General features: G+C 61.9%; 21 protein-coding genes. 15 read left to right on the forward strand and 6 right to left on the reverse strand.

The genetic code is table 11. The features are described 5' to 3' along the window. Position 1 precedes the first annotated feature (1 nt). Entirely contained in the window at positions 2 to 670 is a 669-nt protein-coding gene (locus tag ACJ8HT_RS15525) for a DUF1190 family protein (protein WP_033644601.1), read from the reverse strand. Between the two features lie 353 nt (positions 671 to 1023). Between ACJ8HT_RS15525 and ACJ8HT_RS15530 the strand changes: the two genes are divergently transcribed. From ACJ8HT_RS15530 to dhaM, 4 genes are read left to right on the forward strand one after another with little or no spacing between them, the layout of a single operon-like run. Continuing rightward, positions 1024 to 2124: a glycerol dehydrogenase gene (locus ACJ8HT_RS15530; protein WP_197653016.1), complete on the forward strand. Its 1101-nt coding sequence runs from the start codon at positions 1024 to 1026 to the stop codon at positions 2122 to 2124. Positions 2125 to 2175: 51 nt separating this feature from the next. Further along, the gene (dhaK, locus tag ACJ8HT_RS15535) at positions 2176 to 3246 is read left to right on the forward strand and encodes a dihydroxyacetone kinase subunit DhaK (RefSeq protein ID WP_126179825.1); all 1071 of its coding nucleotides are present in this window, start codon (positions 2176 to 2178) and stop codon (positions 3244 to 3246) included. A 9-nt stretch (positions 3247 to 3255) separates the two neighbouring features. Continuing rightward, positions 3256 to 3888 (forward strand): dihydroxyacetone kinase subunit DhaL, encoded by a 633-nt coding sequence (gene dhaL / locus ACJ8HT_RS15540; RefSeq protein WP_174137187.1) that lies wholly within the window; start codon positions 3256 to 3258, stop codon positions 3886 to 3888. A gap of 17 nt (positions 3889 to 3905) precedes the next feature. Further along, the gene (dhaM, locus tag ACJ8HT_RS15545) at positions 3906 to 5339 is read left to right on the forward strand and encodes a dihydroxyacetone kinase phosphoryl donor subunit DhaM (protein WP_197653015.1); all 1434 of its coding nucleotides are present in this window, start codon (positions 3906 to 3908) and stop codon (positions 5337 to 5339) included. On the opposite strand, the gene dhaR is transcribed toward dhaM, so the two are convergent. Beyond that, the gene (dhaR, locus tag ACJ8HT_RS15550; RefSeq protein ID WP_197653014.1) at positions 5336 to 7285 is read right to left on the reverse strand and encodes a dihydroxyacetone kinase operon transcriptional regulator DhaR; all 1950 of its coding nucleotides are present in this window, start codon (positions 7283 to 7285) and stop codon (positions 5336 to 5338) included. The genes dhaM and dhaR overlap by 4 nt on opposite strands. Positions 7286 to 7437: 152 nt before the next feature. After that, on the reverse strand, positions 7438 to 8952 hold the full coding sequence (tolC, locus tag ACJ8HT_RS15555; RefSeq protein WP_197653013.1) for an outer membrane channel protein TolC: 1515 nt from the start codon (positions 8950 to 8952) through the stop codon (positions 7438 to 7440). A gap of 346 nt (positions 8953 to 9298) precedes the next feature. Between tolC and nudF the strand changes: the two genes are divergently transcribed. The 6 genes from nudF (at position 9299) to ACJ8HT_RS15585 (ending at position 14735) form a co-directional block, all read left to right on the forward strand. Then, positions 9299 to 9931 carry an ADP-ribose diphosphatase gene (nudF, locus tag ACJ8HT_RS15560; protein ID WP_004937242.1) on the forward strand — a complete coding sequence of 211 codons (633 nt, stop codon included), beginning with the start codon at positions 9299 to 9301 and terminating at the stop codon, positions 9929 to 9931. Beyond that, entirely contained in the window at positions 9931 to 10356 is a 426-nt protein-coding gene (locus ACJ8HT_RS15565; RefSeq protein ID WP_004937244.1) for a DUF1249 family protein, read from the forward strand. The genes nudF and ACJ8HT_RS15565 overlap by 1 nt, the downstream gene beginning before the upstream one ends. Before the next feature lie 27 nt (positions 10357 to 10383). Further along, on the forward strand, positions 10384 to 11211 hold the full coding sequence (gene cpdA / locus ACJ8HT_RS15570) for a 3',5'-cyclic-AMP phosphodiesterase (RefSeq protein WP_004937250.1): 828 nt from the start codon (positions 10384 to 10386) through the stop codon (positions 11209 to 11211). Continuing rightward, positions 11211 to 11795, forward strand: coding sequence for an esterase YqiA (gene yqiA, locus ACJ8HT_RS15575; protein ID WP_038879469.1), 585 nt, complete (start codon positions 11211 to 11213; stop codon positions 11793 to 11795). The genes cpdA and yqiA overlap by 1 nt, the downstream gene beginning before the upstream one ends. A 46-nt stretch (positions 11796 to 11841) precedes the next feature. Next, the gene (gene parE, locus ACJ8HT_RS15580; RefSeq protein ID WP_025304305.1) at positions 11842 to 13737 is read left to right on the forward strand and encodes a DNA topoisomerase IV subunit B; all 1896 of its coding nucleotides are present in this window, start codon (positions 11842 to 11844) and stop codon (positions 13735 to 13737) included. Positions 13738 to 13820: 83 nt separating this feature from the next. Beyond that, complete coding sequence (locus ACJ8HT_RS15585; RefSeq protein WP_194572381.1) at positions 13821 to 14735, forward strand: LysR substrate-binding domain-containing protein; 915 nt, start codon at positions 13821 to 13823, stop codon at positions 14733 to 14735. Between the two features lie 5 nt (positions 14736 to 14740). On the opposite strand, the gene ACJ8HT_RS15590 is transcribed toward ACJ8HT_RS15585, so the two are convergent. Both ACJ8HT_RS15590 and ACJ8HT_RS15595 read right to left on the reverse strand, forming a co-directional pair. Further along, complete coding sequence (locus tag ACJ8HT_RS15590; RefSeq protein ID WP_194572380.1) at positions 14741 to 15049, reverse strand: putative quinol monooxygenase; 309 nt, start codon at positions 15047 to 15049, stop codon at positions 14741 to 14743. Between the two features lie 33 nt (positions 15050 to 15082). Next, positions 15083 to 15664, reverse strand: coding sequence for an NAD(P)H-dependent oxidoreductase (locus ACJ8HT_RS15595; protein WP_049198463.1), 582 nt, complete (start codon positions 15662 to 15664; stop codon positions 15083 to 15085). 315 nt (positions 15665 to 15979) lie between these two features. On the opposite strand from ACJ8HT_RS15595, the gene parC reads away from it, so the two are divergent. The 3 genes from parC to ftsP all read left to right on the forward strand — a co-directional run bounded on the left by parC (position 15980) and on the right by ftsP (position 20782). Next, complete coding sequence (gene parC / locus ACJ8HT_RS15600) at positions 15980 to 18253, forward strand: DNA topoisomerase IV subunit A (RefSeq protein WP_197653012.1); 2274 nt, start codon at positions 15980 to 15982, stop codon at positions 18251 to 18253. A gap of 246 nt (positions 18254 to 18499) precedes the next feature. Continuing rightward, positions 18500 to 19234 (forward strand): 1-acylglycerol-3-phosphate O-acyltransferase, encoded by a 735-nt coding sequence (locus ACJ8HT_RS15605; RefSeq protein ID WP_004937266.1) that lies wholly within the window; start codon positions 18500 to 18502, stop codon positions 19232 to 19234. 132 nt (positions 19235 to 19366) lie between these two features. After that, complete coding sequence (gene ftsP / locus ACJ8HT_RS15610) at positions 19367 to 20782, forward strand: cell division protein FtsP (protein ID WP_049198460.1); 1416 nt, start codon at positions 19367 to 19369, stop codon at positions 20780 to 20782. A gap of 17 nt (positions 20783 to 20799) precedes the next feature. Here the strand turns inward: ftsP and ACJ8HT_RS15615 are convergent, their stop codons facing one another. Continuing rightward, entirely contained in the window at positions 20800 to 21711 is a 912-nt protein-coding gene (locus tag ACJ8HT_RS15615) for a LysR family transcriptional regulator (protein ID WP_197653011.1), read from the reverse strand. 137 nt (positions 21712 to 21848) lie between these two features. Between ACJ8HT_RS15615 and xapA the strand changes: the two genes are divergently transcribed. Both xapA and ACJ8HT_RS15625 read left to right on the forward strand, forming a co-directional pair. Continuing rightward, on the forward strand, positions 21849 to 22670 hold the full coding sequence (xapA, locus tag ACJ8HT_RS15620) for a xanthosine phosphorylase (protein WP_047729825.1): 822 nt from the start codon (positions 21849 to 21851) through the stop codon (positions 22668 to 22670). An 81-nt stretch (positions 22671 to 22751) separates the two neighbouring features. Further along, positions 22752 to 24002 (forward strand): nucleoside permease, encoded by a 1251-nt coding sequence (locus ACJ8HT_RS15625; protein WP_197653010.1) that lies wholly within the window; start codon positions 22752 to 22754, stop codon positions 24000 to 24002. The last annotated feature ends 32 nt before the right edge of the window (positions 24003 to 24034 follow it).

Here is a 24034-nt window from a genome sequence, read left to right on the forward strand (position 1 = left end):
ATTAACCGCCCATGCTGCGAGAGCCGGAGTTGGAGGTGGCGCTGCTGCGCTGCATGCTGGTCTGCTTGGCCACGGTCTCGCCGAAGCCGCCGCGGGTCACGGTGTTGGTGACCGCAGGCTTCGGTGCCATGGCGGTTTTCGGCACCGTCATGGTGCGGCCGCCGGCGGTGGCCGGGCCGTAGCTCTTGCCGCTGGCGTCGACAAACTTGCCGTTCGCCGGGCTGGCGGCGTTCTTGGAGGTGAACAGCGGCTGCTGCGCGAAGCCGGAGCCGCCCATCAGGCGACCCATCATGTAGCCCGCCATCAGCGGCATCCAGAAGCTGCCGCTGCTTTGCGATTCCGCCGCCATGCCGGCCTGCGCCGGAGCCGGCGCCTGGGTGCACTGCGCTTCGCCGAACTCGGCGACGCAGTCTTCGCGGGTGGCGTATTTCGGCGCGGTTTTCGCCGCTTCTTTCAGGGCGTTGTTGTAGGCGGTGGTGCACTGCTCGCTCATCGAAGGATTGGCGCGCGAACAGTCATCGGCATTCTGATACAGGGAGACCGTTTCATCGCTCTTCTCGCAGCCGGCCAGCATAAAGACAGCGCTGATCGCCAAGGCCACGGGCGCGACACGGTAGCTGCGCCAGGATTTGCGGAACGTCTCTTGGTTGATGTTTTTTGTCCGTTTCATCGTTATCAATCCCATCATGCGGGCTGTTTTCGCCCTTTCCCAGTAGTGGCGCTAAGGATAGGGGAAACATGGTCAAAATTAAAGCTGAAACGCCCGTAGAATCGACTCTTTACGCAGTTATACGTTGGGGTGTGCGCCAGTTCGCTTTCGCGGCGAAAAAATGCGCGTCGGCGTTTCATAATGAAACGTTGTCGCTATGATGATGTTCCACAATGGAACAAAAATCGCGAGGCTCGCCAGGCGGGCGGCGGGCGCTCATAGTCGAAGCACAACAACAAGCCGGCGGCGAAGTCGGCGCGTCATCACCTGATATCTGAACGTTACCATCGCCAACTCCCTACAAGGATCCGGTTATGTTGAGAATCATCCAGTCACCAGGCAAATATATTCAGGGCGCCAATGCGCTGGCCGCCGTCGGCGAATACGCCAAATCCCTTGCCGATCATTATTTCGTGATCGCCGACGACTTCGTGATGCAGCTGGCGGGCGACACCCTGATGGGCAGCCTGCAGCAGCACAGCGTGAAACATCACGCGGCCCGCTTCAACGGCGAATGCTGCCGCAAAGAGATAGACCGGCTCGGCCATGAGCTGCAGGCTCACGGCTGCCGCGGCGTGATCGGCGTCGGCGGTGGCAAGACGCTCGACACCGCCAAGGCCGTGGCGCACTACCAACAGCTGCCGGTGGTGCTTATTCCCACCATCGCCTCCACCGATGCGCCGACCAGCGCGCTGTCGGTCCTCTACACTGAACAGGGCGAATTCGCCGAATACCTGATTTACCCGCGCAACCCGGACATGGTGGTGATGGACAGCACCATCATCGCCAAAGCGCCGGTGCGCCTGCTGGTGGCCGGCATGGGCGACGCGCTCTCTACCTATTTCGAAGCTCAGGCCTGTTTCGATGCCCAGGCCACCAGCATGGCCGGCGGCAAATCGACGCTGGCGGCGCTCAGCCTGGCGCGGCTGTGTTATGACACGCTGCTGGCGGAAGGGGTGAAAGCCAAACTGGCGGTCGAGGCCGGCGTGGTGACGGAAGCGGTGGAGCGCATCATTGAGGCCAATACCTATCTGAGCGGCATCGGCTTCGAGAGCAGCGGGCTGGCGGCGGCGCATGCCATTCACAACGGTTTTACCGTGCTGGAAGAGTGCCACCACCTGTATCACGGCGAGAAAGTGGCGTTCGGCACCCTGGCACAGCTGGTGCTGCAGAACAGCCCTATGGCGCAGATTGAAACCGTGCTGGCGTTTTGTCATGGCATCGGCCTGCCGATCACGTTGGCGCAGATGGGCGTCACCGGCGATGCGACGGCGAAGATCATGGCGGTGGCCGAGGCCAGCTGCGCCGCCGGCGAAACCATTCACAACATGCCGTTCAAGGTCACCCCAGCGGGCGTGCAGGCGGCGATCCTGACGGCGGATAGGCTGGGCGCCGCCTGGCTGCAGCGTCATTGATACCCTTGGGGCGCGGCGTGCCGCGCCCCTGTTCTTACAGAGGAAACCATCGTGAAAAAACTGATTAATCAGGTCGAGTCGGTGTTGGAAGAGCAGTTGCAGGGGCTGGCGGAGGCCCATCCCGAGCTGCTGGTGCACGCGGATCCGGTGTTCGTGACCCGCGCCGACGCGCCGGTGGCGGGCAAGGTGGCGATCCTGTCCGGCGGCGGCAGCGGCCACGAACCGATGCACTGCGGCTTCGTTGGCGAAGGGATGCTCGATGGCGCCTGTCCGGGCGAGATTTTTACCTCGCCGACGCCAGATAAAATGTACGAGTGCGGCCAGGCGATCGACGGCGGCGCCGGGGTGTTGCTACTGATCAAGAACTACACCGGCGACGTGCTCAACTTCGAAACTGCCACCGAGCTGCTGCACGACAGCGGCGTCGCGGTGGCGACGGTGCTGGTGGATGACGACGTGGCGGTCAAAGACAGCCTGTTTACCGCCGGGCGGCGCGGGGTGGCCAACACCGTGCTGATGGAGAAGCTGCTGGGCGCCGCCGCGGCGCGCGGCGACGATCTGGACAGCGTGGTGACGTTAGGACATCGCATCAATAACCACGGGCATTCGATCGGCATTGCGCTGGGGGCTTGCACCGTGCCGGCCGCCGGCAAGCCGTCGTTCACCCTGGCGGAGAACGAAATGGAGTTCGGCGTGGGCATTCACGGCGAGCCGGGCATTGCGCGTCGTCCGTTCACCACGCTCAACGCGGCGGTGGACGACATGTTCCATACGCTGATCGACCACGGCCACTATCAGCGCACGATCCGCGTCTGGGATCGTCAGCAGGGCGAGTGGCGCGATGAGATGCAGACCAAGCAGCCGCTGAAGCGTGGCGATCGGGCGATCGCGCTGGTCAACAACCTGGGCGCCACGCCGCTGTCCGAGCTGTATGGCGTGTACCATCGATTGGCGGAGCGCTGCGCCGAGGCCGGCATCATTATCGAACGCAACTTGGTGGGTTCTTATTGCACCTCGCTCGATATGCAGGGCGTGTCCATCACGCTATTGAACGTGGACGATGAGCTGTTGTCCTTGTGGGATGCGCCGGTGAAAACGCCTGCGCTGCGTTGGGGTTGCTGAGGAGGAATCATGGCGTTGACCAAACAACAGGTTGTCGATTGGCTGATGCGTTGCGGCGAGGTATTCAGCCGGGAGCGCGATTTTCTGACGCAGCTGGACACCGAGATCGGCGATGCTGACCACGGTTTGAACATGAATCGCGGTTTCAACAAGGTGGTGGAAAAGCTGCCGTCGGTGGCGGACAAAGATATCGGCTTCATTCTGAAAAACACCGGCATGACGCTGCTGTCGAGCGTGGGCGGCGCCAGCGGCCCGCTGTTCGGCACCTTCTTCATCCGCGCGGCGCAGGCGGCGAACGCCAAGCAAAGCCTGGATTTGGCGGAGCTGCAGCAGATGATGCAGGAGGGGGTGGAAGGCGTGGTGATGCGCGGTAAAGCGGAGCCGGGCGACAAAACCATGTGCGACGTCTGGTGGCCGGTGGTGGAAAGCCTCGGCCAGTCCGCGCAGCAGAACCTGAGCGTGTCGGAGGCGCTGCAGCGCGCCGCCGACAGCGCCGAGCGGGCGGTGGAGAGCACCATTACCATGCAGGCGCGCAAGGGGCGGGCCAGTTACCTGGGTGAGCGCAGCATCGGCCACCAGGATCCCGGCGCCACTTCGGTGATGCTGATGATGAAAACGCTGGCCGAGGTCGCCGGTAGTTAGCCGTAGCAGGAGGCGAGATGATTAATATCGTGGTGGTTTCGCACAGCGCGTTGCTGGCGCGCGGCGTTGAGCAGTTGGCGCGGCAGATGATGCGCGGCGACGGCTGTAAACTGGCACTGGCGGCGGGCGTGGATGACGAGGAACACCCGATCGGCACCGACGCGGTCAAAGTGATGGAGGCGATCGAAGCGGTTGCCGACGGCGACGGCGTTCTGGTGCTGATGGATTTGGGCAGCGCGCTGCTCAGCGCGGAAACCGCGCTCGATCTGTTGGATCCGGACTTGGCCGCCAAAGTGCGACTGTGTGCGGCGCCGCTGGTCGAAGGCACGCTGGCGGCGGTGGTCGCCGCCAACTCCGGCGCTTCGCTGGAGCAGGTGGTGGCGGAGGCGCAGGGCGCGTTGCAGGCCAAACAGGCGCAGCTGGGCGAGGCCACATCTACTACGGCGAAAAGCGCGGCTTTGCCGCTGGCGCAGGGCAAAAGCGCAACCTGGACGGTGCAGAACCCGCACGGGCTGCATGCGCGCCCGGCTGCGCGGTTGGTTGAGACGTTAGCGCCGTTCAAGGCCGAGCTGGTGCTGGAAAAGCAGGGGCAGTGCGTCGATCCGCGCAGCCTCAATCAGCTGGCGCTGCTGCAGGTGCGCCACGGCGACACTATTCGCCTGATCGCCGACGGCGCGCAGGCGGACGCAGCGCTGGCGGCGTTCAAAGCGCTGGCGGAGCAACATTTCGGCGAGACGGTTTCCGAGCGGCAGCAGCCTTCGCTGCATGGCATTCCGGTAGCGGAGAGCGTCACCAGCGGGCCGGTGTTCCAGGCCCACAGCTTCTGGCCGCCAGCCGCCGATCGACGGATTGGCGCGGACGAGGTGTTGGGCGAGCAGCAACGCCTGCGGGAGGCGCTACAGCACACGCTGAGCGATCTGAACCGGCTGGCGGAACGCACCGGTACGCTGATCGGCAAGCCGCAGGCGGCGATCTTCGGCGCCCACAGCATGCTGCTGGACGATCCGGATCTGCAGCAGGCGGCTTACACCCGCATCGCGCAGCAGCTGTGCTGCGCCGAACAGGCCTGGCGGCAGGTGTTGGAGGCGATCGCCGAAGAGTACCGCGAGCTGGATGACGACTACATGCGGGCACGCGAACTGGACGTGCGCGACATGCTGCGCCGCACGCTGTGCCATCTGCAGGGGCTGCCGCTGCCAGCCATCGCGCTGGCAGAGCCGTCGATACTGGTGATGGACGAGCTGATGCCTTCAGAGGTGGTGATGCTCGACAGGCGGCTGGTGCTCGGCATCTGCCTCAGCGGTGGCAATGCCCTGTCGCACAGCGCCATTCTGGCGAAGGCGATGGGCGTTCCGATGGTGGTTGGCATGCAGGATTGCCTGAGCAAAACCCGCAGCGGGCAGAAGGCGATGCTGGACGCCGCGCGTGGGGTGTTGCAGCTCAGCCACTAGGCACGCAGCTTGAACTGGCGGATATCGATCCCGTGCTGTTTGATCTTCCGCCACAGGGTGGTGCGGCCGATGCCCAGCAGCTGCGCCATCTCCGTCAGCTGACCTCGGCTGACGGTCGCCGCGCGGAGGATCGCCTGGCGCTCCATGTCCGTCAGCGTCAACAGCGGCGCGCCGGGCTGCGGATCGCTCTCCAGCAGCGATGGCTGGCCGAGCAGGTGCGCCGGCAGGTCCGCCAGCTGGATGTGATGCCCGTGGCAGATCATCGCCGCGCGCTCCACCACCCCTTTCAGTTCCAAATCGTTGCCCGGCCACAGGTAGAGCGCCAGCTGGGCCATCACTTCGTCATCCACCCGAAAGCGACACTGAAAATGCTGCTCCAGCGTGCGCAGATGGTGTTTGACCAGCAGCGGAATATCGCTCAGCCGCTGGCGCAGCGGCGGGATCTGGATCTCGAAGGCTTGCAGGCTGTAAAACAGCTGGCGGCGGAAGCGGTTTTGCTGCACCAGCAGCGGCAAATCGGCGGCGCTGCCGGCGATCACCCGCACATCGACCGGGATCACCCGGCTGGAATTGAGGCGGATCACCACGCCGGTTTTCAGCACCTGCAGCAACGCCGACTGCATCTCCGCAGGCAGGTATTCGATCTGTTCGAGGTACAGCGTACCGCCGTTGGCCAATTCGAATTTGCTCAGCTGGCCCGCCTCTTCTTCGCTAGCGTCGCTGCCCAGCAGTTCTCGTAGCCCCTGTGCATGTGGCAGCAGCTGGCAGTTGAGGGCGATATACGGCCCGGCGGCGCGTTCGCCGGCGTTGTGGATAGCCTGGCTGAGCCGCTCTTTGCCGACCCCTTCCTCTCCGCGCAGCAGGATTGGATGCTGGCCCTTGGCCGCCTGCTGCCCGTAACGGATCAGCCGCCGCATCTCCAGCGAGGCGGAGGGCATTTGCTCAAAGCTGTGGCTGACGCGCCCCAGCTGGCTGCTGACGTACTGGCGCAGCCGCTCAAGCGGGTGCAGCAGGGCGATGAAACTGCAGCGATCGCCGTCGAAAATCGGCTTGAGCGTCAGCAAGGCGGCGATAAACTGCCGCTGGCTTTCGAAGGTGACTTCGACGTGTTGCAGCGGCTGCCGGTCGGCGATGGCGCGTTTGAGCAGGGCGGGCAGCGTCAGCAGCTGCGCCAACGGTTTGCCCTGGCTCTGCTGTTCATCCAGCTTCAGCAGGCTGGCGGCGCGTTGGTTGATGTATTGCAGGTAGCCACGGTGATCCCAGGCCATAACGCCGTCGTCCACGCCATCGAGCAGGCCGTAAAGCTGATTCAGATGGCGGTTGGATTCCGCCAGCAGGCCGTCGGCGTTCAGCGAATTGCCGATTTCGCGGGCGATGGCCAGCGTCAGCGACAGATCGCCGGCGGCGCAGTCGGCCAGCAGGCAGCCCAGCGCGATCGAGCCGCGTTGGCGGCCGCTGTTGTCGTAGACCGGCGTGGCGCAGAACGACCAGCCTTGCAGCGCCCGGCGCACGTGCTCCTCGCCGCTCACCCGCACCGGGTGGCCTTCCGCCGCCGCCAGCGCCGGGGCGTTGGTGCCGATCTGCCCCTCGGCCCAGTAAGCGCCGGGGGCGAACCCCAATGGCTGCAACAGCTCCCAGGTTTTGGCGTCGCCGCAGTGCCACAGCATGCAGCCGCTCTCGTCGAGGATCATCAACAGGCAACGACGCGGCTCCATGTATTCGCAGGCGTCTTCCAGTGCCGCCTGGCCGAGCGTCAGCAGGTCGTTCTTGCGGCGGCAAATCGATTCGAAGGTGGCGCCCTGAGCGCGGTGCGGTGCTTGCCAAACGTCGGGCTGCATCAGGCTGCGGCAGCGTAGCCAGGAGGCGTAAACCGCCTGCGTCGGGCGCAGCGGCGGCGGCAATTCGCCGTCGTTAATCAAGCGCTGCCAGCGTGAATCGTTGTCCATCGAACCTCATCCAGACTGCGAAAACGAGAGTGACGATGATACCACCTGGGGCAGCGACGGCTGTGAGGCGGCGGGCAGAAGTGGGGAAATAGGGGCCAAAAAAAAACGGGGTGCGGCGCAGGCCGGACCCCGTGTTTATCAACGCGCGCGCATCAGTTGCGGAATGGGTTGCCGCTGTTGCGTGCCGGTTGGATGACGGCCGGTGCCGCAGCGCGTGTGGCGCTTGGTGCCGGCGCGGCGACCTGTTGCATCGGCGCATTGTCCTGGTAGCCGTCCGCGTAGGCGTCCTGAGAGCGGTTCTGCGGCGCGACGGCGTCAGGCGCGGTCGACACCGGTTTGCCCAGTGCGCCGTTCAGCGTCAGCAGATCGTTCTGGTTCAGCGTGCCGAGCGCCGACTTGATGTTCAGCTGGTTGATCAGGTAGGTATAACGCGCGCTGGAAAGCTGCTGCTTGGCGTTATACAGGGTACTGGTAGCGTTCAGTACGTCGACGATGGTGCGGGTACCGACCTGATAACCGGCTTCCATTGCATCCAGCGAGCTCTGCGCGGAGATCACCGCCTGCTTGTAGGCGTTGATGCTGCTGATCGAGGCGTTGACGTTGTTGAACGACGAACGCACGGTCTGCACCACGCCGCGGTGGGCGCTTTCCAGCTGCTCGCTGGCGCCGACGAAGCCGTACTGCGCCTGTTCCACCTGCGAGTTGGTTGCGCCGCCGCTGTACAGCGGCAGGCTGATCGAAACGCCAACCTGGTTCTGACCGGCGTCAGAATTGCTGTAACGGCTGGAGCTCAGCGTGTCGTGAGTGGCGGAACCGTTGTAACGGGTATTGGTGATCCCGGTCGACGCATTCAGGTTGACCGTCGGCATATAACCGGTCTGCGCAGAGCGAATCTGCTCGCGCGCCAGGTCCTGGCTCAGACGGGCGGACAGCAGGCTCAGGTTGCGCGCTTCCGCTTCTTTCAGCAGGTTGTTCACCGCTTCCGGGCGCTGGGTATTGAAGCGATCGGTATTCAGCGAGGCCAGCTCAGGATAGAAGGTGCCGGTGATCTGGCGCAGCGATTCCAGCGCGTTGTCCAGGTTGTTGCGGGCGGTGACTTCGGCCGCCAGCACGGTATCGTAGGCGGAACGGGCGTTCTGCACGTCGGTGATCGCCACCAGGCCTACGTTGAAGCGTTGGGTGGTTTGATCCAGCGTGCGGTAAACCGCTTGTTTGTTCGCCTGGGTATAAGAGAGCGTGTCAATGGCGCTCAGCACGTTGAAATAGGCGGTGGCGGTGTTGAGGATCAGCTGCTGTTCCGCGGTCTGGAAGGTCACGTCGGAGATGCCGGCGGTCTTTTCCTGCAGCGTCAGCGCACGCCATTTCGACATGTCGAAGATGGTTTGAGTCAGGCCGAGCGAAGCGCTGGTGACATTGCTGTTGACGCCGTTGCTGTCGCGATAGCCGTTATTGTAGTTGTAACCGGCGCTCAGGCCGAGCTGCGGCAGCAGCGGGCTGCGCGCTTCATTGATCTTTTCGAATGCGGCGTCGCGGTCAGCAGCACTTTTGCGCAGATCCGGGTTACTTTCCCTGGCCTGTTTGTAGACCTGCAGCAGGTTCTCTGCCTGGCTCATTGCACTGAAGCCGCCCAGGCTCAGTCCGATAAGAAGGGGGAGCAGTTTCTTCATTTGCATTCCTTGTTGTGCAGCAATATTGCTATGTTAGCGCTGACGATAGACGAAATAGTTGCCGATTCTAGCAGAGTCTGCGGTACGCATCAGGTGGCTGAATGTGCCATCTCGCGTAACTTTTACCTTTCAGACCGCCCATTTACCTTGGCGAACTGCCCGGGTCGGCTGCAGCTGATATTATGGCTGACAATCCGGATTGTTTCCCACTATTACATGCGAGCGCACAAACGTGCCGCATCCGGCGGCGAAAAACAGCCTAACATAAAGCCGCGGCGGAGAGTCCCGCTGTTTCTGTCATCAAAACCGTTTATTTTATCGGCATACTACGCAGGAGAATTCGCACATGAACCGTTCGCAGCCGTCACCCGTCACTTTCGATAAAAAAGATGTAGAAATTATTGCACGCGAGACGCTGTACCGTGGTTTTTTTTCACTCAATTTATACCGGTTTCGCCATCGCTTGTTCAATGGCGAAATGAGCCCTGAAATCACGCGTGAAATTTTCGAGCGCGGCCATGCGGCGGTGCTGTTGCCCTACGATCCGGTGCGCGACGAAGTGGTACTGATTGAACAACTGCGCATCGCCGCGGTCGATACCAGTAATTCGCCCTGGCTGCTGGAAATGGTGGCGGGTATGATCGAAACCGGCGAAAGCGTCGAAGACGTGTGCCGCCGCGAAGCGCAGGAAGAGGCCGGCGTGGTGGTCGGGCGCTGCAAGCCGGTGCTGAGCTATCTGGCCAGCCCGGGGGGCACCAGCGAACGTCTGTCGATCATGGTCGGCGAGGTGGACGCCGGCACCGCCGAAGGCATCCATGGCCTGGCGGAAGAACATGAGGATATCCGCGTCCACGTGGTCAGCCGCGAGCAGGCTTACCGCTGGGTGGAGGAGGGCGCGATCGATAACGCCGCATCAGTGATTGCATTGCAATGGCTGGCGTTGCACCATGAATCGTTGAGAAAAGAGTGGGCCAACTAATGAAACAGCGCTATACCCCTGATTTCCCCGAAATGATGAGATTGTGCGAAACCAACTTCGCGCAATTGCGCCGCTTGTTGCCGCGCAACGACGAAGCGGGCGAAACGGTGACTTATCAGGTGAACGGCGCCGGCTATCGTTTGACCATCGTTGAGTCCACGCGTTACACGTCGCTGGTGGAGATCGAGCAGATCTTTCCGGCGGTCAGCTACTGGAGCCTGCCCGCGATGACGGTGCGGCTGTACCATGACGCCATGGTTGCGGAAGTGTGTTCCAGTCAGCAGATCTACCGCTTTAAAGCGCGTTATGATTATCCTAATAAAAAGTTGCATCAACGCGACGAAAAGCATCAAATTAACCAGTTTCTTGCTGATTGGCTGCGCTACTGTTTGGCGCATGGAGCGATGGCGGTTCCGGTTTGTTAGACAGACTGAAATAACAAAGGACACCATTTGGAAAGCCTGTTTAAACTGCCCGTGGCGAGTGGGGCCGCGGTCAGGATTCTACAAATAACAGATACCCACCTTTTTGCCGGCGAACACGAGACGTTGCTCGGCATCAATACCTATCGCAGCTATCACGCGGTGCTGGACGCCATCCAGGCGCAGCGCCGCGATGTCGACTTGATCGTCGCCACGGGAGATTTGGCGCAGGATCATTCGCAGGAGGCGTACCGCCACTTCGCCGCCGGCATCGCGCAACTGCCGGCCCCCTGCGTGTGGCTGCCGGGTAACCACGATTTTCAACCGGCGATGGTCGACGCGTTGGCCGCCGCCGGTATCGCGCCTTCCAAACAGGTGCTGCTGGGCGATAACTGGCAGGTGCTGATGTTGGACAGCCAGGTGTTCGGCGTGCCGCACGGCGAATTGAGCGAATACCAGCTCGAGTGGATGGAGCGCTGCCTGCAGGCTCACCCCGAGCGCTATACGCTGTTGCTGCTGCACCATCATCCGCTGCCTTCCGGCTGTACCTGGCTTGATCAGCACAGCCTGCGCAACCCGCATATGCTGGGTGCGATCTTGCTGCGTTATCCGAAAGTGAATACCGTAGTGTGCGGGCACATTCACCAGGATCTGGATCTGGAATGGCAGGGCCGGCGCCTTTTGGCGACGCCCTCGACCTGCGTGCAATTCAAGCCGCACTGCACGAACTTCACCATCGACGACGTCTCCCCCGGCTGGCGCTACCTCGATCTGTTGCCGGATGGCCGCGTCGAGACGCAGGTGTTCCGCCTGGAAAACGACGATTTCCGCCCCGATATGGACTCGGATGGATACTGATGCCTTCGACACTGCTCTACCTGCACGGTTTCAACAGCTCGCCGCAGTCGGCCAAGGCGGTGGCCTTCAAGGCCTGGCTGGCTGAGCACCATCCCGATATCCAGATGCTGGTGCCGCAGCTGCCGGCTTTTCCGGCGGAGGCCGCCGAGATGCTGGAGAATCTGGTGCTGGAGCGCGCCGGCCAAACGCTCGGGCTGGTCGGCTCTTCGCTCGGCGGCTATTACGCCACCTGGCTGTCGCAGTGTTTTTCGCTGCCGGCGGTGGTGGTCAACCCGGCGGTCAAGCCGTTTGAGCTGCTGGTTGACTATCTCGGCGCCAACGAGAACCCCTACACCGGCCAGCAATATGTGTTAGAGTCACGTCACGTTTACGATCTGAAAGTGATGCAGATCGATCCCTTGGAGTCGCCGGATTTAATCTGGCTGCTGCAGCAAACGGGCGATGAAATTCTCGATTACGGCCAGGCAGTGGCGTATTACACCGCGTGTCGGCAAACGGTGGAGTCGGGTGGAAACCACGCCTTCGTCGGTTTCGAGCACTACTTCCCCCAGATTGTGGATTTTTTAGGGCTAAACGCGGTCTGACGGACCGTTCCGGCACCTCCCTTTAACCACGAAAAAATAATCAACGATGACTCAATCCAGCTATAACGCTGATGCCATTGAAGTACTCAGCGGTCTAGAACCAGTGCGCCGTCGTCCCGGCATGTATACCGACACGACGCGCCCAAACCACCTCGGCCAAGAGGTGATCGATAACAGCGTCGACGAAGCGTTGGCTGGTCACGCCAAGCGTATCGACGTGATTCTGCACGCCGATCAGTCGCTGGAAGTGATCGACGACGGCCGCGGCATGCCGGTGGACATCCACCCGGAAGAGGGCGTGCCGGCGGTTGAGTTGATCCTGTGCCGGCTGCACGCCGGCGGTAAATTCTCGAATAAAAACTACCAGTTCTCCGGCGGCCTGCACGGCGTTGGCATCTCGGTGGTCAACGCCCTGTCGAAACGGGTGGAAGTCAACGTGCGCCGCGACGGCAACGTCTACGGCATCGCCTTCGAAAACGGCGACAAGGTGCAGGATCTGACGGTGACCGGCACCTGCGGCAAACGCAACACCGGCACCAGCGTGCACTTCTGGCCGGACGAACAGTTCTTCGACAGCCCGCGCTTCTCGGTATCGCGCCTCACTCACCTGCTGAAAGCCAAAGCGGTGCTGTGCCCCGGCGTCGAGATATATTTCATCGACAAGGTGAACAACACCGAACAGCGCTGGTGCTACCAGGACGGCCTGACCGACTACCTGATGGAAGCGGTTAACGGCCTGATTACCCTGCCGGAAGCGCCGTTCGTCGGCAATTTCGCCGGTGACACCGAAGCGGTGGACTGGGCGCTGCTGTGGCTGCCGGAAGGCGGTGAGCTGCTGACCGAAAGCTACGTCAACCTGATCCCGACCATGCAGGGCGGCACCCACGTCAACGGTCTGCGTCAGGGGCTGCTGGACGCGATGCGCGAGTTCTGCGAATTCCGCAATATTCTGCCGCGCGGCGTGAAGCTGTCGGCGGAGGATATCTGGGATCGCTGCGCCTACGTGCTGTCGGTGAAGATGCAGGATCCGCAGTTCGCCGGGCAGACCAAAGAGCGTCTCTCCTCGCGCCAGTGCGCGGCCTTCGTTTCCGGCGTGGTGAAAGACGCCTTCAGCCTGTGGCTGAACCAGAACGTTCAGGCGGCGGAACAGCTGGCCGAGCTGGCGATCTCCAGCGCCCAGCGCCGTCTGCGCGCCGCCAAGAAAGTGGTGCGCAAGAAGCTGACCAGCGGGCCGGCGCTGCCGGGCAAGCTGGCGGACTGCACCTCGCAGGATCTGGCCATGACCGAACTGTTCCTGGTGGAAGGGGACTCGGCGGGCGGATCGGCCAAGCAGGCGCGCGATCGTGAATATCAGGCGATCATGCCGCTGAAGGGCAAGATCCTGAATACCTGGGAAGTCTCCTCGGACGAAGTGCTGGCCTCGCAGGAAGTGCACGACATTTCCGTGGCGATCGGCATCGATCCGGACAGCGAAGATCTCAGCCAGCTGCGCTACGGCAAAATCTGCATCCTGGCGGATGCGGACTCCGACGGCCTGCATATCGCCACGCTGCTGTGCGCGCTGTTCGTGCGCCACTTCCGTTCGCTGGTGAAAGGCGGCCATGTCTATGTCGCCATGCCGCCGCTGTACCGCATCGATCTCGGTAAAGAGGTGTTCTACGCGCTGGATGAAGAAGAGAAAGCCGGCGTGCTGGAACAGCTGAAGCGCAAGAAGGGCAAGCCGAACGTACAGCGCTTTAAAGGGCTGGGCGAGATGAACCCGCTGCAGCTGCGCGAAACCACCCTCGATCCGAACACCCGCCGTCTGGTGCAACTGACGGTGGCAGAGGATGACGTCGATCAGACGCTGGCGGTGATGGACATGCTGTTGGCCAAGAAGCGTTCGGAAGACCGCCGCAACTGGCTGCAAGACAAAGGCGACATGGCCGAACTGGCGGTCTGAGCCTGACCCTGGCCCGGTGAAACGCCGGGCCTGCTTTCCCGCAGGGCGTTGCATGCGGCGCCCGTCAACCTGGGGCGAACCGCGTGAAGATCACCTTCGAAGAGCTGCTGGCGTTCACTGCGGTGGTCGACAGCGGTTCGGTCACCGCCGCCGCCGATCGGCTCGGCCAAACCACCTCCGGCGTCAGCCGCGCACTCAGTCGCTTGGAAACGAAGCTCGACGCTACGCTATTGCGCCGCACCACGCGCCGCCTGAGCCTGACCGAAGAAGGGCAGAGCTTCCTGGCGCCTGCGCGCGAAATCCTGCGTTCGGTGGAACAGGCCGAAGAGCTGATGGCGTTGCGGCGACAACAGCCCGCCGGTCGGCTGCGGGTTAACGCCGCCGCCCCCTTCATGGCGCACGTGCTGGTGCCGATGGTGGCGGAATTCCGCCGCCGTTATCCGCAGATTGAGCTGGAGCTGGACACCGACGATCGCAATATCGACCTGCTGGAGAAACGCGCCGACATCGCGATCCGCATCGGCGCACTGCGTGACTCCACGCTCCATGCGCGCCTGCTGGGCAACAGCCGATTGCGCATCCTCGCCAGCCCGGACTACCTGCAACGGCATGGTGAACCGCGCTGCGCGGAAGATTTGCATCGCCATTGCCTGTTGGGGTTCACCTACCCGGAATCGCTGAATCAGTGGCCGCTGCGTCACCGGCAGGCGCGGCATTTCGGCATCGAACCGACGATCTCGGCCTCCAGCGGGGAGACGCTGCGTGAATTGGCGCTGCGCGGGGCGGGCATTGTGCAGCTGGCGGACTTTATGACCCGACGCGATCGCGAAGCGGGCAGGCTGGTGCCGCTGTTGGTGCGGGAGACGCTGGACGTGCGTCAGCCGATCAATGCGGTGTATTACCACAACGCTCAACTGACGGCGCGCCTCACCTGTTTTCTCGACTACGTCAGCGCCCGCCTTGAGGGAGAACCGCCAGAGGCCGCAGAGGGCCACTGAAGGGATTACAGCGCGTTTTCCAGTACGTAGAGCTCGGTGCCCAGCACGTAGTCCTTGATGGTCTCGCGGTGCTTGAGCATATGGTCGATCTGCAGGTGTTTTTCCAAATGCGCCTGGCTTTGCCATTTTTCCAGCATAAACACCGAGTCCGGCGAACGTTTCTGCCAGGGCGCCTGCGTGCGGCTGTCTATCATCGGCGTGTATTCGCCGCAACCTTCTTCCGCCAGCACCAACGGCATCAATTTTTCAATGGCTTGTAACACGGTGGCGCGGTGGCCGGGTTTAACTTTGATTTCTGCGATTACGGTGATCATCATTACCTCGTTGGCTAAGCCCTTTTCTGTCAGTTAAGCAAAAACTGCCGCCAGATGCTCGCGATAACGTGCGATATCCGTTTCGATATCCGGTTGTTTTATCACGTCATTACAGATAAAGGTCGGCAAGGCTTCCATCCCCAGGAACTGGTTGGCCTTGTGGAAGTGCAGGTAGACGCCGTCAACGCCGACGCCGTGGAAGAACTGATCGGGATCGGTAAAAGCTTCCAGCGGGGCGTTCCAGGTCAGGCTCAGCAGGTATTTTTTCCCCTGTATCAGGCCGCCGGAGCCGTACTTCTTGCCGGCGTCGGAGCGGGTGCGGCCATCGCTGGCGTACAGGCTGCCGTGGCCGGCGGTGAACACTTCGTCGATGTATTTTTTCAGGATCCAGGGTTCGCCCATCCACCAACCCGGCATCTGATAGATAACCGCGTCGGCCCATAGGTATTTCTGCACCTCGGCGTCAATGTCATAACCGTCGTCGACCACCGTGACCTGAACCTCGTGCTGCAGATCGCGCAAGAAGCTTTCCGCCACGTCGCTCAGGGTTTGATTGAGTTCGCCGTTGGAATGGCCGAATTGCTTTTTAGCGTTGATAATCAGGATATTGCTCATCTTTTGCGGCTCCCGTCAGAGTTAAGATTGATGCCGTTTTCCGCTGCAGTGCGCAAAAACAGCTTGCTGAACGAGAGTGTAATCGCTGACTAAGCAAGTAAAAACGTGACGGCAGGCACAACAGTGTTGACTCCTAATCAACAATCTCGGTGGAATTTTGCCTAAACCCCCTGATGGCAGCGGCTTCGGTCGGCGATCCTTGCGCCAACTGTGACAGCTACCCCGCAGATGGGTTACTATCGCGGGCAGAATCGACAAGCGATGCCTTATTGTCGTCCAGGGATTGCCAAGCCACGGTCTGAGGATAATTGAGTAATGAGTGATCTGACTCATGATGGTGTAGAGCGTTTACCGCTGCACACATTCACTGAAAACGCCTATCTGAACTATTCCATGTACGTCATCATGGATCGGGCGTTGCCGTATATTGGCGACGGCTTGAAGCCGGTACAACGCCGTATCATCTACGCCATGTCTGAGCTGGGGCTGAACAACAGCGCCAAATTCAAGAAATCCGCCCGTACCGTGGGCGACGTGCTGGGTAAATACCACCCGCATGGCGACAGCGCGTGTTATGAAGCCATGGTGCTGATGGCGCAGCCGTTCTCGTACCGCTATCCGCTGGTGGACGGCCAGGGGAACTGGGGGGCGCCGGACGATCCCAAGTCGTTTGCGGCGATGCGTTATACCGAATCGCGCCTTTCCAAATACGCCGAAGTGCTGCTGGCCGAGCTGGGGCAGGGCACCGTCGACTGGATCCCGAACTTTGACGGCACGCTGCAAGAGCCGAAGATGTTGCCGGCGCGCCTGCCGAATATCCTGCTGAACGGCACCACCGGCATCGCCGTCGGCATGGCGACCGACATTCCGCCGCACAACGTGCGCGAAGTCGCGGCGGCGGCGGTGGCGCTGCTCGACAAGCCGGGCGCCTCGCTCGATGACCTGCTCGAATTCGTGCAGGGGCCGGACTTCCCGACCGAAGCCGAGATCATCACCCCGCGCGATGAAATCCGCAAAATTTACCAGAGCGGCCGCGGCTCGGTGCGCATGCGCGCCGTGTGGAAGAAAGAAGACGGCAGCGCGGTGATCACCGCCTTACCGCACCAGGTGTCCGGCGCCAAGGTGCTGGAGCAGATCGCCAGCCAGATGCGCGCCAAGAAGCTGCCGATGGTCGAAGATCTGCGCGATGAATCCGACCACGAAAACCCGACGCGTCTGGTGATCGTGCCGCGCTCCAACCGTATCGATCTGGAACAGGTGATGAACCACCTGTTCGCCACCACCGATCTGGAGCGCAGCTACCGCATCAACATGAACATGATCGGTCTGGATAACCGCCCGCAGGTCAAAGGGCTGGTGGAGATCCTCACCGAATGGCTGGCCTACCGTCGCGACACGGTGCGCCGCCGCCTGAACTACCGCCTCGAGAAAGTGCTGAAACGCCTGCATATCCTCGAAGGTTTGCTGGTGGCGTTCCTCAACATCGACGAGGTGATCCACATCATCCGCAGCGAGGATGAACCGAAGCCGGTGCTGATGCAGCGTTTCGGCATCTCCGACACCCAGGCGGAAGCGATCCTCGAGCTGAAACTGCGTCACCTGGCCAAGCTGGAAGAGGTCAAGATCCGCTGCGAGCAGGATGAGCTGGCGAAAGAGCGCGATCAGTTGCAGGCGCTGCTGGCGTCCGAGCGCAAGCTGAACACGCTGATTAAGAAAGAGATCCAGGCCGACGCGCAGACCTACGGCGACGATCGCCGTTCGCCGCTGACCGAGCGTGCGGAAGCCAAGGCGATGAGCGAGCACGACTTCGTGCCGTCCGAGCCGGTGACCATCGTGCTGTCTGAAATGGGCTGGGTGCGCAGCGCCAAGGGCCACGACATCGATCCGGCCGGCCTGAGCTACAAGGCCGGCGACAGCTTCCGCGGCGCGGCGCGCGGCAAGAGCAACCAGCCGGTGGTGTTCATCGACTCCACCGGGCGCAGCTACGCGCTCGATCCGATGACGCTGCCTTCGGCGCGCGGGCAGGGCGAGCCGCTGACCGGCAAGCTGACGCCGCCGCCGGGCGCCACCATTGAGCAGGTGCTGATGGCGGCCGACGATCAGAAGCTGCTGATGGCGTCCGATGCCGGTTACGGCTTCGTTTGCACCTTCAACGATCTGGTGGCGCGCAACCGCGCCGGCAAGGTGATGATCACGCTGCCGGACAACGCCAGGGCGCTGCCGCCGATGGAGATCCACGGCGCAGACGACATGCTGCTGTCGATCACCGCCGCCGGGCGCATGCTGATGTTCCCGGTTGCCGATCTGCCGCAGCTGTCGAAGGGCAAAGGCAACAAGATCGTCTCCATTCCGGCAGCCCAGGCGGCGGCCGGTGAAGACAAGCTGGCCTGGCTGTTCGTGCTGCCGCCGCAGGCGTCCGTCACGCTGCACGTCGGCAAACGCAAGCTGACGCTGCGGCCGGAAGATCTGCAGAAGTTCCGTGCAGAGCGCGGTCGCAAGGGCACCCAGCTGCCGCGCGGCCTGCAGCGCATCGATCGCGTTGAAGTGGATGCGCCGGTGCGGGCGTCGGGCGGCGATAGCGAAGAGTAAGCGTTGGCGCTAGCGTTAACGGGCGGTCGCAGCATGCTGTGGCCGCCTTATTTATTTTTGCTGGCGTTTATTTTCCAAATAGTTAACATTTCTGCGCATAAAATTATTGTGCGTATTGCCGGCTGGCGGGAAAATAGCGAGAAAGGCAGGCGACATCGGCGTGCTTATCGCCTGGCCGGCAAATAATGAGTAAAGGAATCTGCGCAGCGAAGTAAACTGCGTTGGCAGTGTGCTAATGAGGTTGTTATGTTATTGATTTTGCGTGCCGTTCTCGCCACTCTTTTCTGTATTCTGGTGTGTATTTTCGGTTCTGTTTATTGCTTGTTCAGCCCGCGCAATCCCCGCCATGTGGCGACCTTCGGCCACCTTTTCGGCCGCCTGTCGACGCTGTTCGGCATCAAGGTTGAAACCCGCGTGCCGGCCGATGCGGCCAACAACGGCAACTGCATCTATATCGCCAACCACCAAAATAACTACGACATGGTGACGGCCTCGAATATCGTGCAGCCGCGCACCGTGACCGTCGGTAAAAAAAGTCTGGTGTGGATCCCGTTTTTCGGCCCGCTGTATTGGCTGACCGGTAATCTGCTGATAGATCGTGATAATCGCGCCAAGGCGCACGGCACCATCGCCCAGGTGGCGGAGCAGTTCAAAAAGAAAGACATTTCGATCTGGATGTTCCCGGAAGGGACCCGCAGCCGCGGTCGCGGGCTGATGCCGTTTAAAACCGGCGCGTTTCACGCGGCCATCGCCGCCGGCGTGCCGATTGTGCCGATCTGCGTATCGACCACCAGCGGTAATATAAATCTTAATCGCTGGAATAACGGTCATGTGATCGTCGAGATGTTGGCGCCGGTGGATACCAGCAAATACGGTAAAGAAAACGTGCGCGAGCTGGCGGCCCATTGCCGCGAGCTGATGGAGGCGAAGATCGCCGAATTGGACGCCGAAGTCGCCCAGCGCAACGCCGCCAAAAAATAAGAGTCTACCGGCTTCAAAGAATACGTTTTTAATTGGCGTTCAGCGCCGTTAACGCCTGAGCGCCTGCTAATCTTGATTGGCGGGCGTTTGGGTTTTGCACACGGTTTAGTTATTGCTTTTCATGGAGAAAATATGTCACTCAGTCGACGTCAGTTTTTACAGGCATCGGGCCTGGCGCTGTGCGCGAGCGCCGTGCCGCTGAGGGCAGAGGCGAGCGGAACGCAGACCCCATTACCCATTCCGCCGCTGCTGGAGTCTCGCCGCGGTCAGCCGCTGTTCCTGACCCTGCAGCGCGCCCACTGGGCGTTTATGGATAACCGCAAAGCGGCGGTGTGGGGCGTCAACGGCATGTATTTGGGGCCGACGGTGCGGGTTTACAGCGGCGACGACGTCAAGCTGATCTACAGCAACCGCCTGCAGGAGCCGGTGGCGATGACCGTCAGCGGGTTGCAGGTGCCGGGCACGCTGATGGGCGGCGCGCCGCGCATGATGTCGCCGAACGTCGACTGGTCGCCGGTGCTGCCTATTCGTCAGGCGGCAGCCACCTGCTGGTACCACGCCAACACGCCGAACCGCATGGCGCCGCACGTTTACAACGGGCTGGCCGGGCTGTGGCTGGTGGAAGATGCCGTCAGCAAAGCGCTGCCGCTGCCCAACCACTACGGCGTCGACGATTTCCCGCTGATCATTCAGGACAAGCGCTTCGATAACTTCGGCACGCCGCAATACGATGCGCCGTCGCAGGGCGGCTTCGTCGGCGATACGCTGTTGGTCAACGGCGTGCAAAACCCGTATGTCGAAGTGTCGCGCGGCTGGGTGCGTTTGCGCCTGCTCAACGCCTCCAACGCGCGCCGCTATACCCTGCAGCTCAGCGACGGGCGCCCATTCAACGTGATCGCCAGCGATCAGGGCTTTCTGCCTGCGCCGGTCGCGGTGCAGCAGCTGTCGCTGGCGCCGGGCGAACGCCGGGAAGTGCTGATCGACATGTCGAAGGGCGACGAGGTGACCATCACCGCCGGTGAAGCGGCTGGCATTATGGATCGCCTGCGCGGCCTGTTCGAGCCGTCGAGCATTCTGGTGTCCACCCAGGTGCTGACGCTGCGCCCGACCGGCCTGCTGCCACTGGTGACCGACAACCTGCCGATGCGCCTGCTGGCGGATCAGCTGTTGGACGGCAGCGCCAGCCGCACCCGCGATTTCCGCTTGGGCGACGGCGGCGTTGGCATCAACGGCGCGATTTGGGACATGAACCGCATCGACGTGCAGGCGCAGCAAGGCACCTGGGAACGCTGGAACATTCATGCGGATACGCCGCAGTCGTTCCATATTCAGGGCGTGCAGTTCCTGATCAAACGCGTCAACGGCGCGCAGCCGATGGCGGAAGATCGCGGCTGGAAGGACACCGTCTGGGTCGATGGCGACGTTGAGCTGCTGGTGTATTTCAACCAACCTACCTCCGAACATTTCCCGTTCCTGTATTACAGCCAGACGCTGGAAATGGCCGATCGCGGCACCGCCGGCCAGCTGATGGTGCAGCCGACGATGTAATCTGCGCTGCGGGCCGCTTACGGCGCCCGCAGCATCTCCAGAAAGGCCTGCACCACCGGCGTGACGCTGTCGGTGCGGTAAACCGCATACAGATCCGCCGGCGGCGCCTGCTGCAGCGAGCAAAAGCGGACGCCGGGCCACGGAATGCGGCCATAGCTGTCCGGCAGCAGCGTAATGCCGCAGCCTTCCGCCACCAGCGCCAGCAAGGTTTGCGGCTCGTTGACCTGATAAGCGACGTCCGGCAAGAATCCCTGCTGCAGGCACAGATTGTGCAGATACAGCCCCAGGCTGGCCTCATGCGGTGGCAGCACGATGAAGCTGTCGTTTTGCAGCGCCGCCAGCGGGATGTTTTCCTGCTGCGCCAGCGGATGATCGAGCGGCAGCACCACGGCGATGCTTTCGCTCGCCAACCGTTGGCAGGTCAACCCCGGCAGCGTCTGCTGCTGCGCTTCTCGCCAGACCCCGATATCGATATGCCGCTTTTGCAGCGCGGCGATTTGCTGGCTGGGCGTCAATTCGTTCAACGACCAGGTGACGCCGGCGCTTTGCTTGCTGAACCGCCGCAGCGCCGCGATCAGGCCGCCCCAGGCCGAGGTGCCGACCATGCCGACCACCATGTGGCCGCCTTCGCCGCGCCCCATCTGTTGCACCTGATGCAGCGCGCTGTCGGCCTGATCCAGCAGCCGCTCGACGTTGCGCAGCAGCGTGCGGCCGGCCGGCGTCAGCGTCATGGAGCGGGTGGTGCGTTTGAACAGCACCACGCCGAGCTGGCTCTCCAGCTCCTTGATGTGCTTGCTGAGCGGCGGCTGTGACATATTCAGCCGCCGAGCCGCCTGGGTGAAGTTCATCTCTTCCGCCACTACGCGGAAATAGTGCAGCAGGCGGAAGTTAATCCGGCCGGGATCGGGCAGGGCATGGGGCTGATTCATCCGGGATATCGTCTCCTTGTGACGCAGCTCAACTTATAGGTAAATGGAATAAATCGGCCGCCAAGAATGTATTGGTCTCGGCTGAGCCTCGCTCTCTACTATGGGGATTATTATCCCCCGCTGAAAGAGAGAATACGATGTTTAATCAAGAAGATGCTTTTACCTGCGCCGATGTCGTCCGCGCACGCCTGCCGGGTTTCCAGCCGAAAGCGGCCTTGATTCTCGGCTCCGGGCTCGGCGCCCTGGCGGAGGTGATGACCGAAACCGTCACCATCGACTACGCGGAGCTGCCGGGCTTTCCGGTGAGCGGCGTCGCCGGCCATGCTGGGCAACTGGTCGCCGGCAAGCTGGAGGGCGTACCGGTATTGTGCATGAAAGGGCGCGGTCATTTCTATGAAGGGCGCGGCATGCAGGTGATGACCACCGCGGTGCGCACCTTCAAACTGCTGGGCTGCGAATTCCTGCTGGCGACCAACGCCGCCGGTTCGCTGCGCCGCTCGGTGGCGCCGGGCAGCCTGGTGGCCATTACCGATCATATCAACTTCATGCCGGAATCGCCGCTGGTCGGCGCCAACGACGAGCGCTTCGGGCCGCGCTTCTTTAGCCTGGCAAACGCCTACGATCGCGATCTGCGCGCCCAGCTGGCGGCGGTGGCCGAGAGTGCGGGCATTCCGCTGGCGGAAGGGGTATTCGCCGCCTACACCGGGCCGAATTTCGAAACGCCGGCGGAGATCCGCATGATGCAGACCCTGGGCTGTGACGTGGTGGGCATGTCGATCGTGCCGGAAGTCCTGACGGCGCGCCACTGCGGCCTCAAGGTGCTGGTGGTATCCGCGATGACCAACTACGCCGAAGGGCTGTCGGATACGCCGCTCTCCCATGAGCAAACGCTCAGCTGCGCGGCGCTGGCGGCGGACGATTTCATGCGCCTGATCCGCGAGCTGTTCAAAACGCTGTAATAGCGCAAGCAAACCGGCGGCGGGCTGCAGGGGGCCTGCCGCATCAATCATCGTTGAAAGCATAATAACAAGGTGATGGCGATGGCGATAAAAACACGATTGAAAGTCATGATTTTCCTGCAGTTCTTTATCTGGGGTGCCTGGCTGGTGACGCTGGGCTCCTACATGATCAACACGCTGCATTTCAGCGGCATGCAGGTGGGGATGGTTTACAGCGCCAAAGGCATCGCTGCGCTGATCATGCCGGGGCTGGCGGGCATCATTGCCGATCGGTGGATGAAGGCCAACTATCTGTATGCGCTTTGCCACCTGCTCGGGGCGCTGGCGCTGTACTGCGCGGCGCAGGTTGAGCAACCGATGCTGATGTTCTGGGTGATGCTGTTCAACGCCATGGTCTATATGCCGACCATCGCGCTCTCCAACGCCATTTCCTATTTTTGCCTCGAGAAGCACGGCTTTGACACGGTGAAAGACTTTCCGCCGGTGCGGGTGTACGGCACAGTGGGGTTCATTCTGGCGATGTGGCTGGTCGGCTTTAGCCAAATCGAGCTCAGCAATCTGCAGCTGTACCTGGCTTCTGCGGCGTCGCTGCTGCTGTCCGCCTATTCGCTGACGCTGCCGCGCTGCCCGACCAACCGTGCGGCCGAGTCAAAGAGCTGGGTGAGCGTGCTGGGGCTGGATGCGCTGGTGCTGTTCCGCCAGCGGCGCATGGCGCTGTTTTTCCTGTTCGCCATGTTGCTTGGGGCGGCGCTGCAGATAACCAATACCTTCGGCAACCCGTTCCTGCACGATCTGTCGCTCAATCCGCTGTATCAGGACAGCCTCAGCGTCCGGTATCCGGCGGTGCTGCTGTCGCTGTCGCAGATCTCCGAAGTGTTCTTTATCCTCACCATTCCCTTCTTCCTGCGCCGTTACGGCATCAAGCAGGTGATGCTGATCAGCATGGCGGCCTGGACGCTGCGTTTCCTGTTCCTGGCGTATGGCACGCCGGTCGGCTTTGGTTTCGTTCTGCTGCTGCTGTCGATGATCGTCTACGGCTGTGCGTTCGACTTCTTTAATATCTCCGGCGCCATCTTCGTCGAGAAAGAGGCCGATCACCGCATCCGCGCCAGCGCGCAGGGGCTGTTCATGACCATGGTGAACGGGTTGGGCGCCTATTTGGGGGCGCTTGCCAGCGGCGAGGTGGTGGACTTCTTCAGCCATGACGGCGTGAAAGACTGGCAGAGCATCTGGCTGGTGTTTGCGCTGTATACGCTGGTGCTGGGGATCGTGTTCGCGTTGAGCTTCAACTATCGCCACCAGCCGCAGGAGAGCGCGGTGGCGGCGCAGTAAGGCAGAGGGCGCAGCCAGGCTGCGCCCTGAAA

Source organism: Serratia sp. CY44782, assembly GCF_052168715.1.
Taxonomy (GTDB): Bacteria; Pseudomonadota; Gammaproteobacteria; order Enterobacterales; family Enterobacteriaceae; genus Serratia; species Serratia nevei.

Coding starts and splice junctions, on each gene's coding strand:
- ACJ8HT_RS15530 (WP_197653016.1), top strand. CDS start 1,024: ATGTTGAGAATCATCCAGTCACCAGGCAAATATATTCAGGGCGCCAAT.
- ftsP (WP_049198460.1), top strand. CDS start 19,367: ATGTCACTCAGTCGACGTCAGTTTTTACAGGCATCGGGCCTGGCGCTG.
- ACJ8HT_RS15565 (WP_004937244.1), top strand. CDS start 9,931: ATGAAACAGCGCTATACCCCTGATTTCCCCGAAATGATGAGATTGTGC.
- ACJ8HT_RS15605 (WP_004937266.1), top strand. CDS start 18,500: ATGTTATTGATTTTGCGTGCCGTTCTCGCCACTCTTTTCTGTATTCTG.
- ACJ8HT_RS15525 (WP_033644601.1), bottom strand. CDS start 670: ATGAAACGGACAAAAAACATCAACCAAGAGACGTTCCGCAAATCCTGG.
- dhaL (WP_174137187.1), top strand. CDS start 3,256: ATGGCGTTGACCAAACAACAGGTTGTCGATTGGCTGATGCGTTGCGGC.
- yqiA (WP_038879469.1), top strand. CDS start 11,211: ATGCCTTCGACACTGCTCTACCTGCACGGTTTCAACAGCTCGCCGCAG.
- parE (WP_025304305.1), top strand. CDS start 11,842: ATGACTCAATCCAGCTATAACGCTGATGCCATTGAAGTACTCAGCGGT.
- ACJ8HT_RS15615 (WP_197653011.1), bottom strand. CDS start 21,711: ATGAATCAGCCCCATGCCCTGCCCGATCCCGGCCGGATTAACTTCCGC.
- tolC (WP_197653013.1), bottom strand. CDS start 8,952: ATGAAGAAACTGCTCCCCCTTCTTATCGGACTGAGCCTGGGCGGCTTC.
- nudF (WP_004937242.1), top strand. CDS start 9,299: ATGAACCGTTCGCAGCCGTCACCCGTCACTTTCGATAAAAAAGATGTA.
- xapA (WP_047729825.1), top strand. CDS start 21,849: ATGTTTAATCAAGAAGATGCTTTTACCTGCGCCGATGTCGTCCGCGCA.
- dhaM (WP_197653015.1), top strand. CDS start 3,906: ATGATTAATATCGTGGTGGTTTCGCACAGCGCGTTGCTGGCGCGCGGC.
- parC (WP_197653012.1), top strand. CDS start 15,980: ATGAGTGATCTGACTCATGATGGTGTAGAGCGTTTACCGCTGCACACA.
- ACJ8HT_RS15595 (WP_049198463.1), bottom strand. CDS start 15,664: ATGAGCAATATCCTGATTATCAACGCTAAAAAGCAATTCGGCCATTCC.
- ACJ8HT_RS15590 (WP_194572380.1), bottom strand. CDS start 15,049: ATGATCACCGTAATCGCAGAAATCAAAGTTAAACCCGGCCACCGCGCC.
- dhaR (WP_197653014.1), bottom strand. CDS start 7,285: ATGGACAACGATTCACGCTGGCAGCGCTTGATTAACGACGGCGAATTG.
- ACJ8HT_RS15625 (WP_197653010.1), top strand. CDS start 22,752: ATGGCGATAAAAACACGATTGAAAGTCATGATTTTCCTGCAGTTCTTT.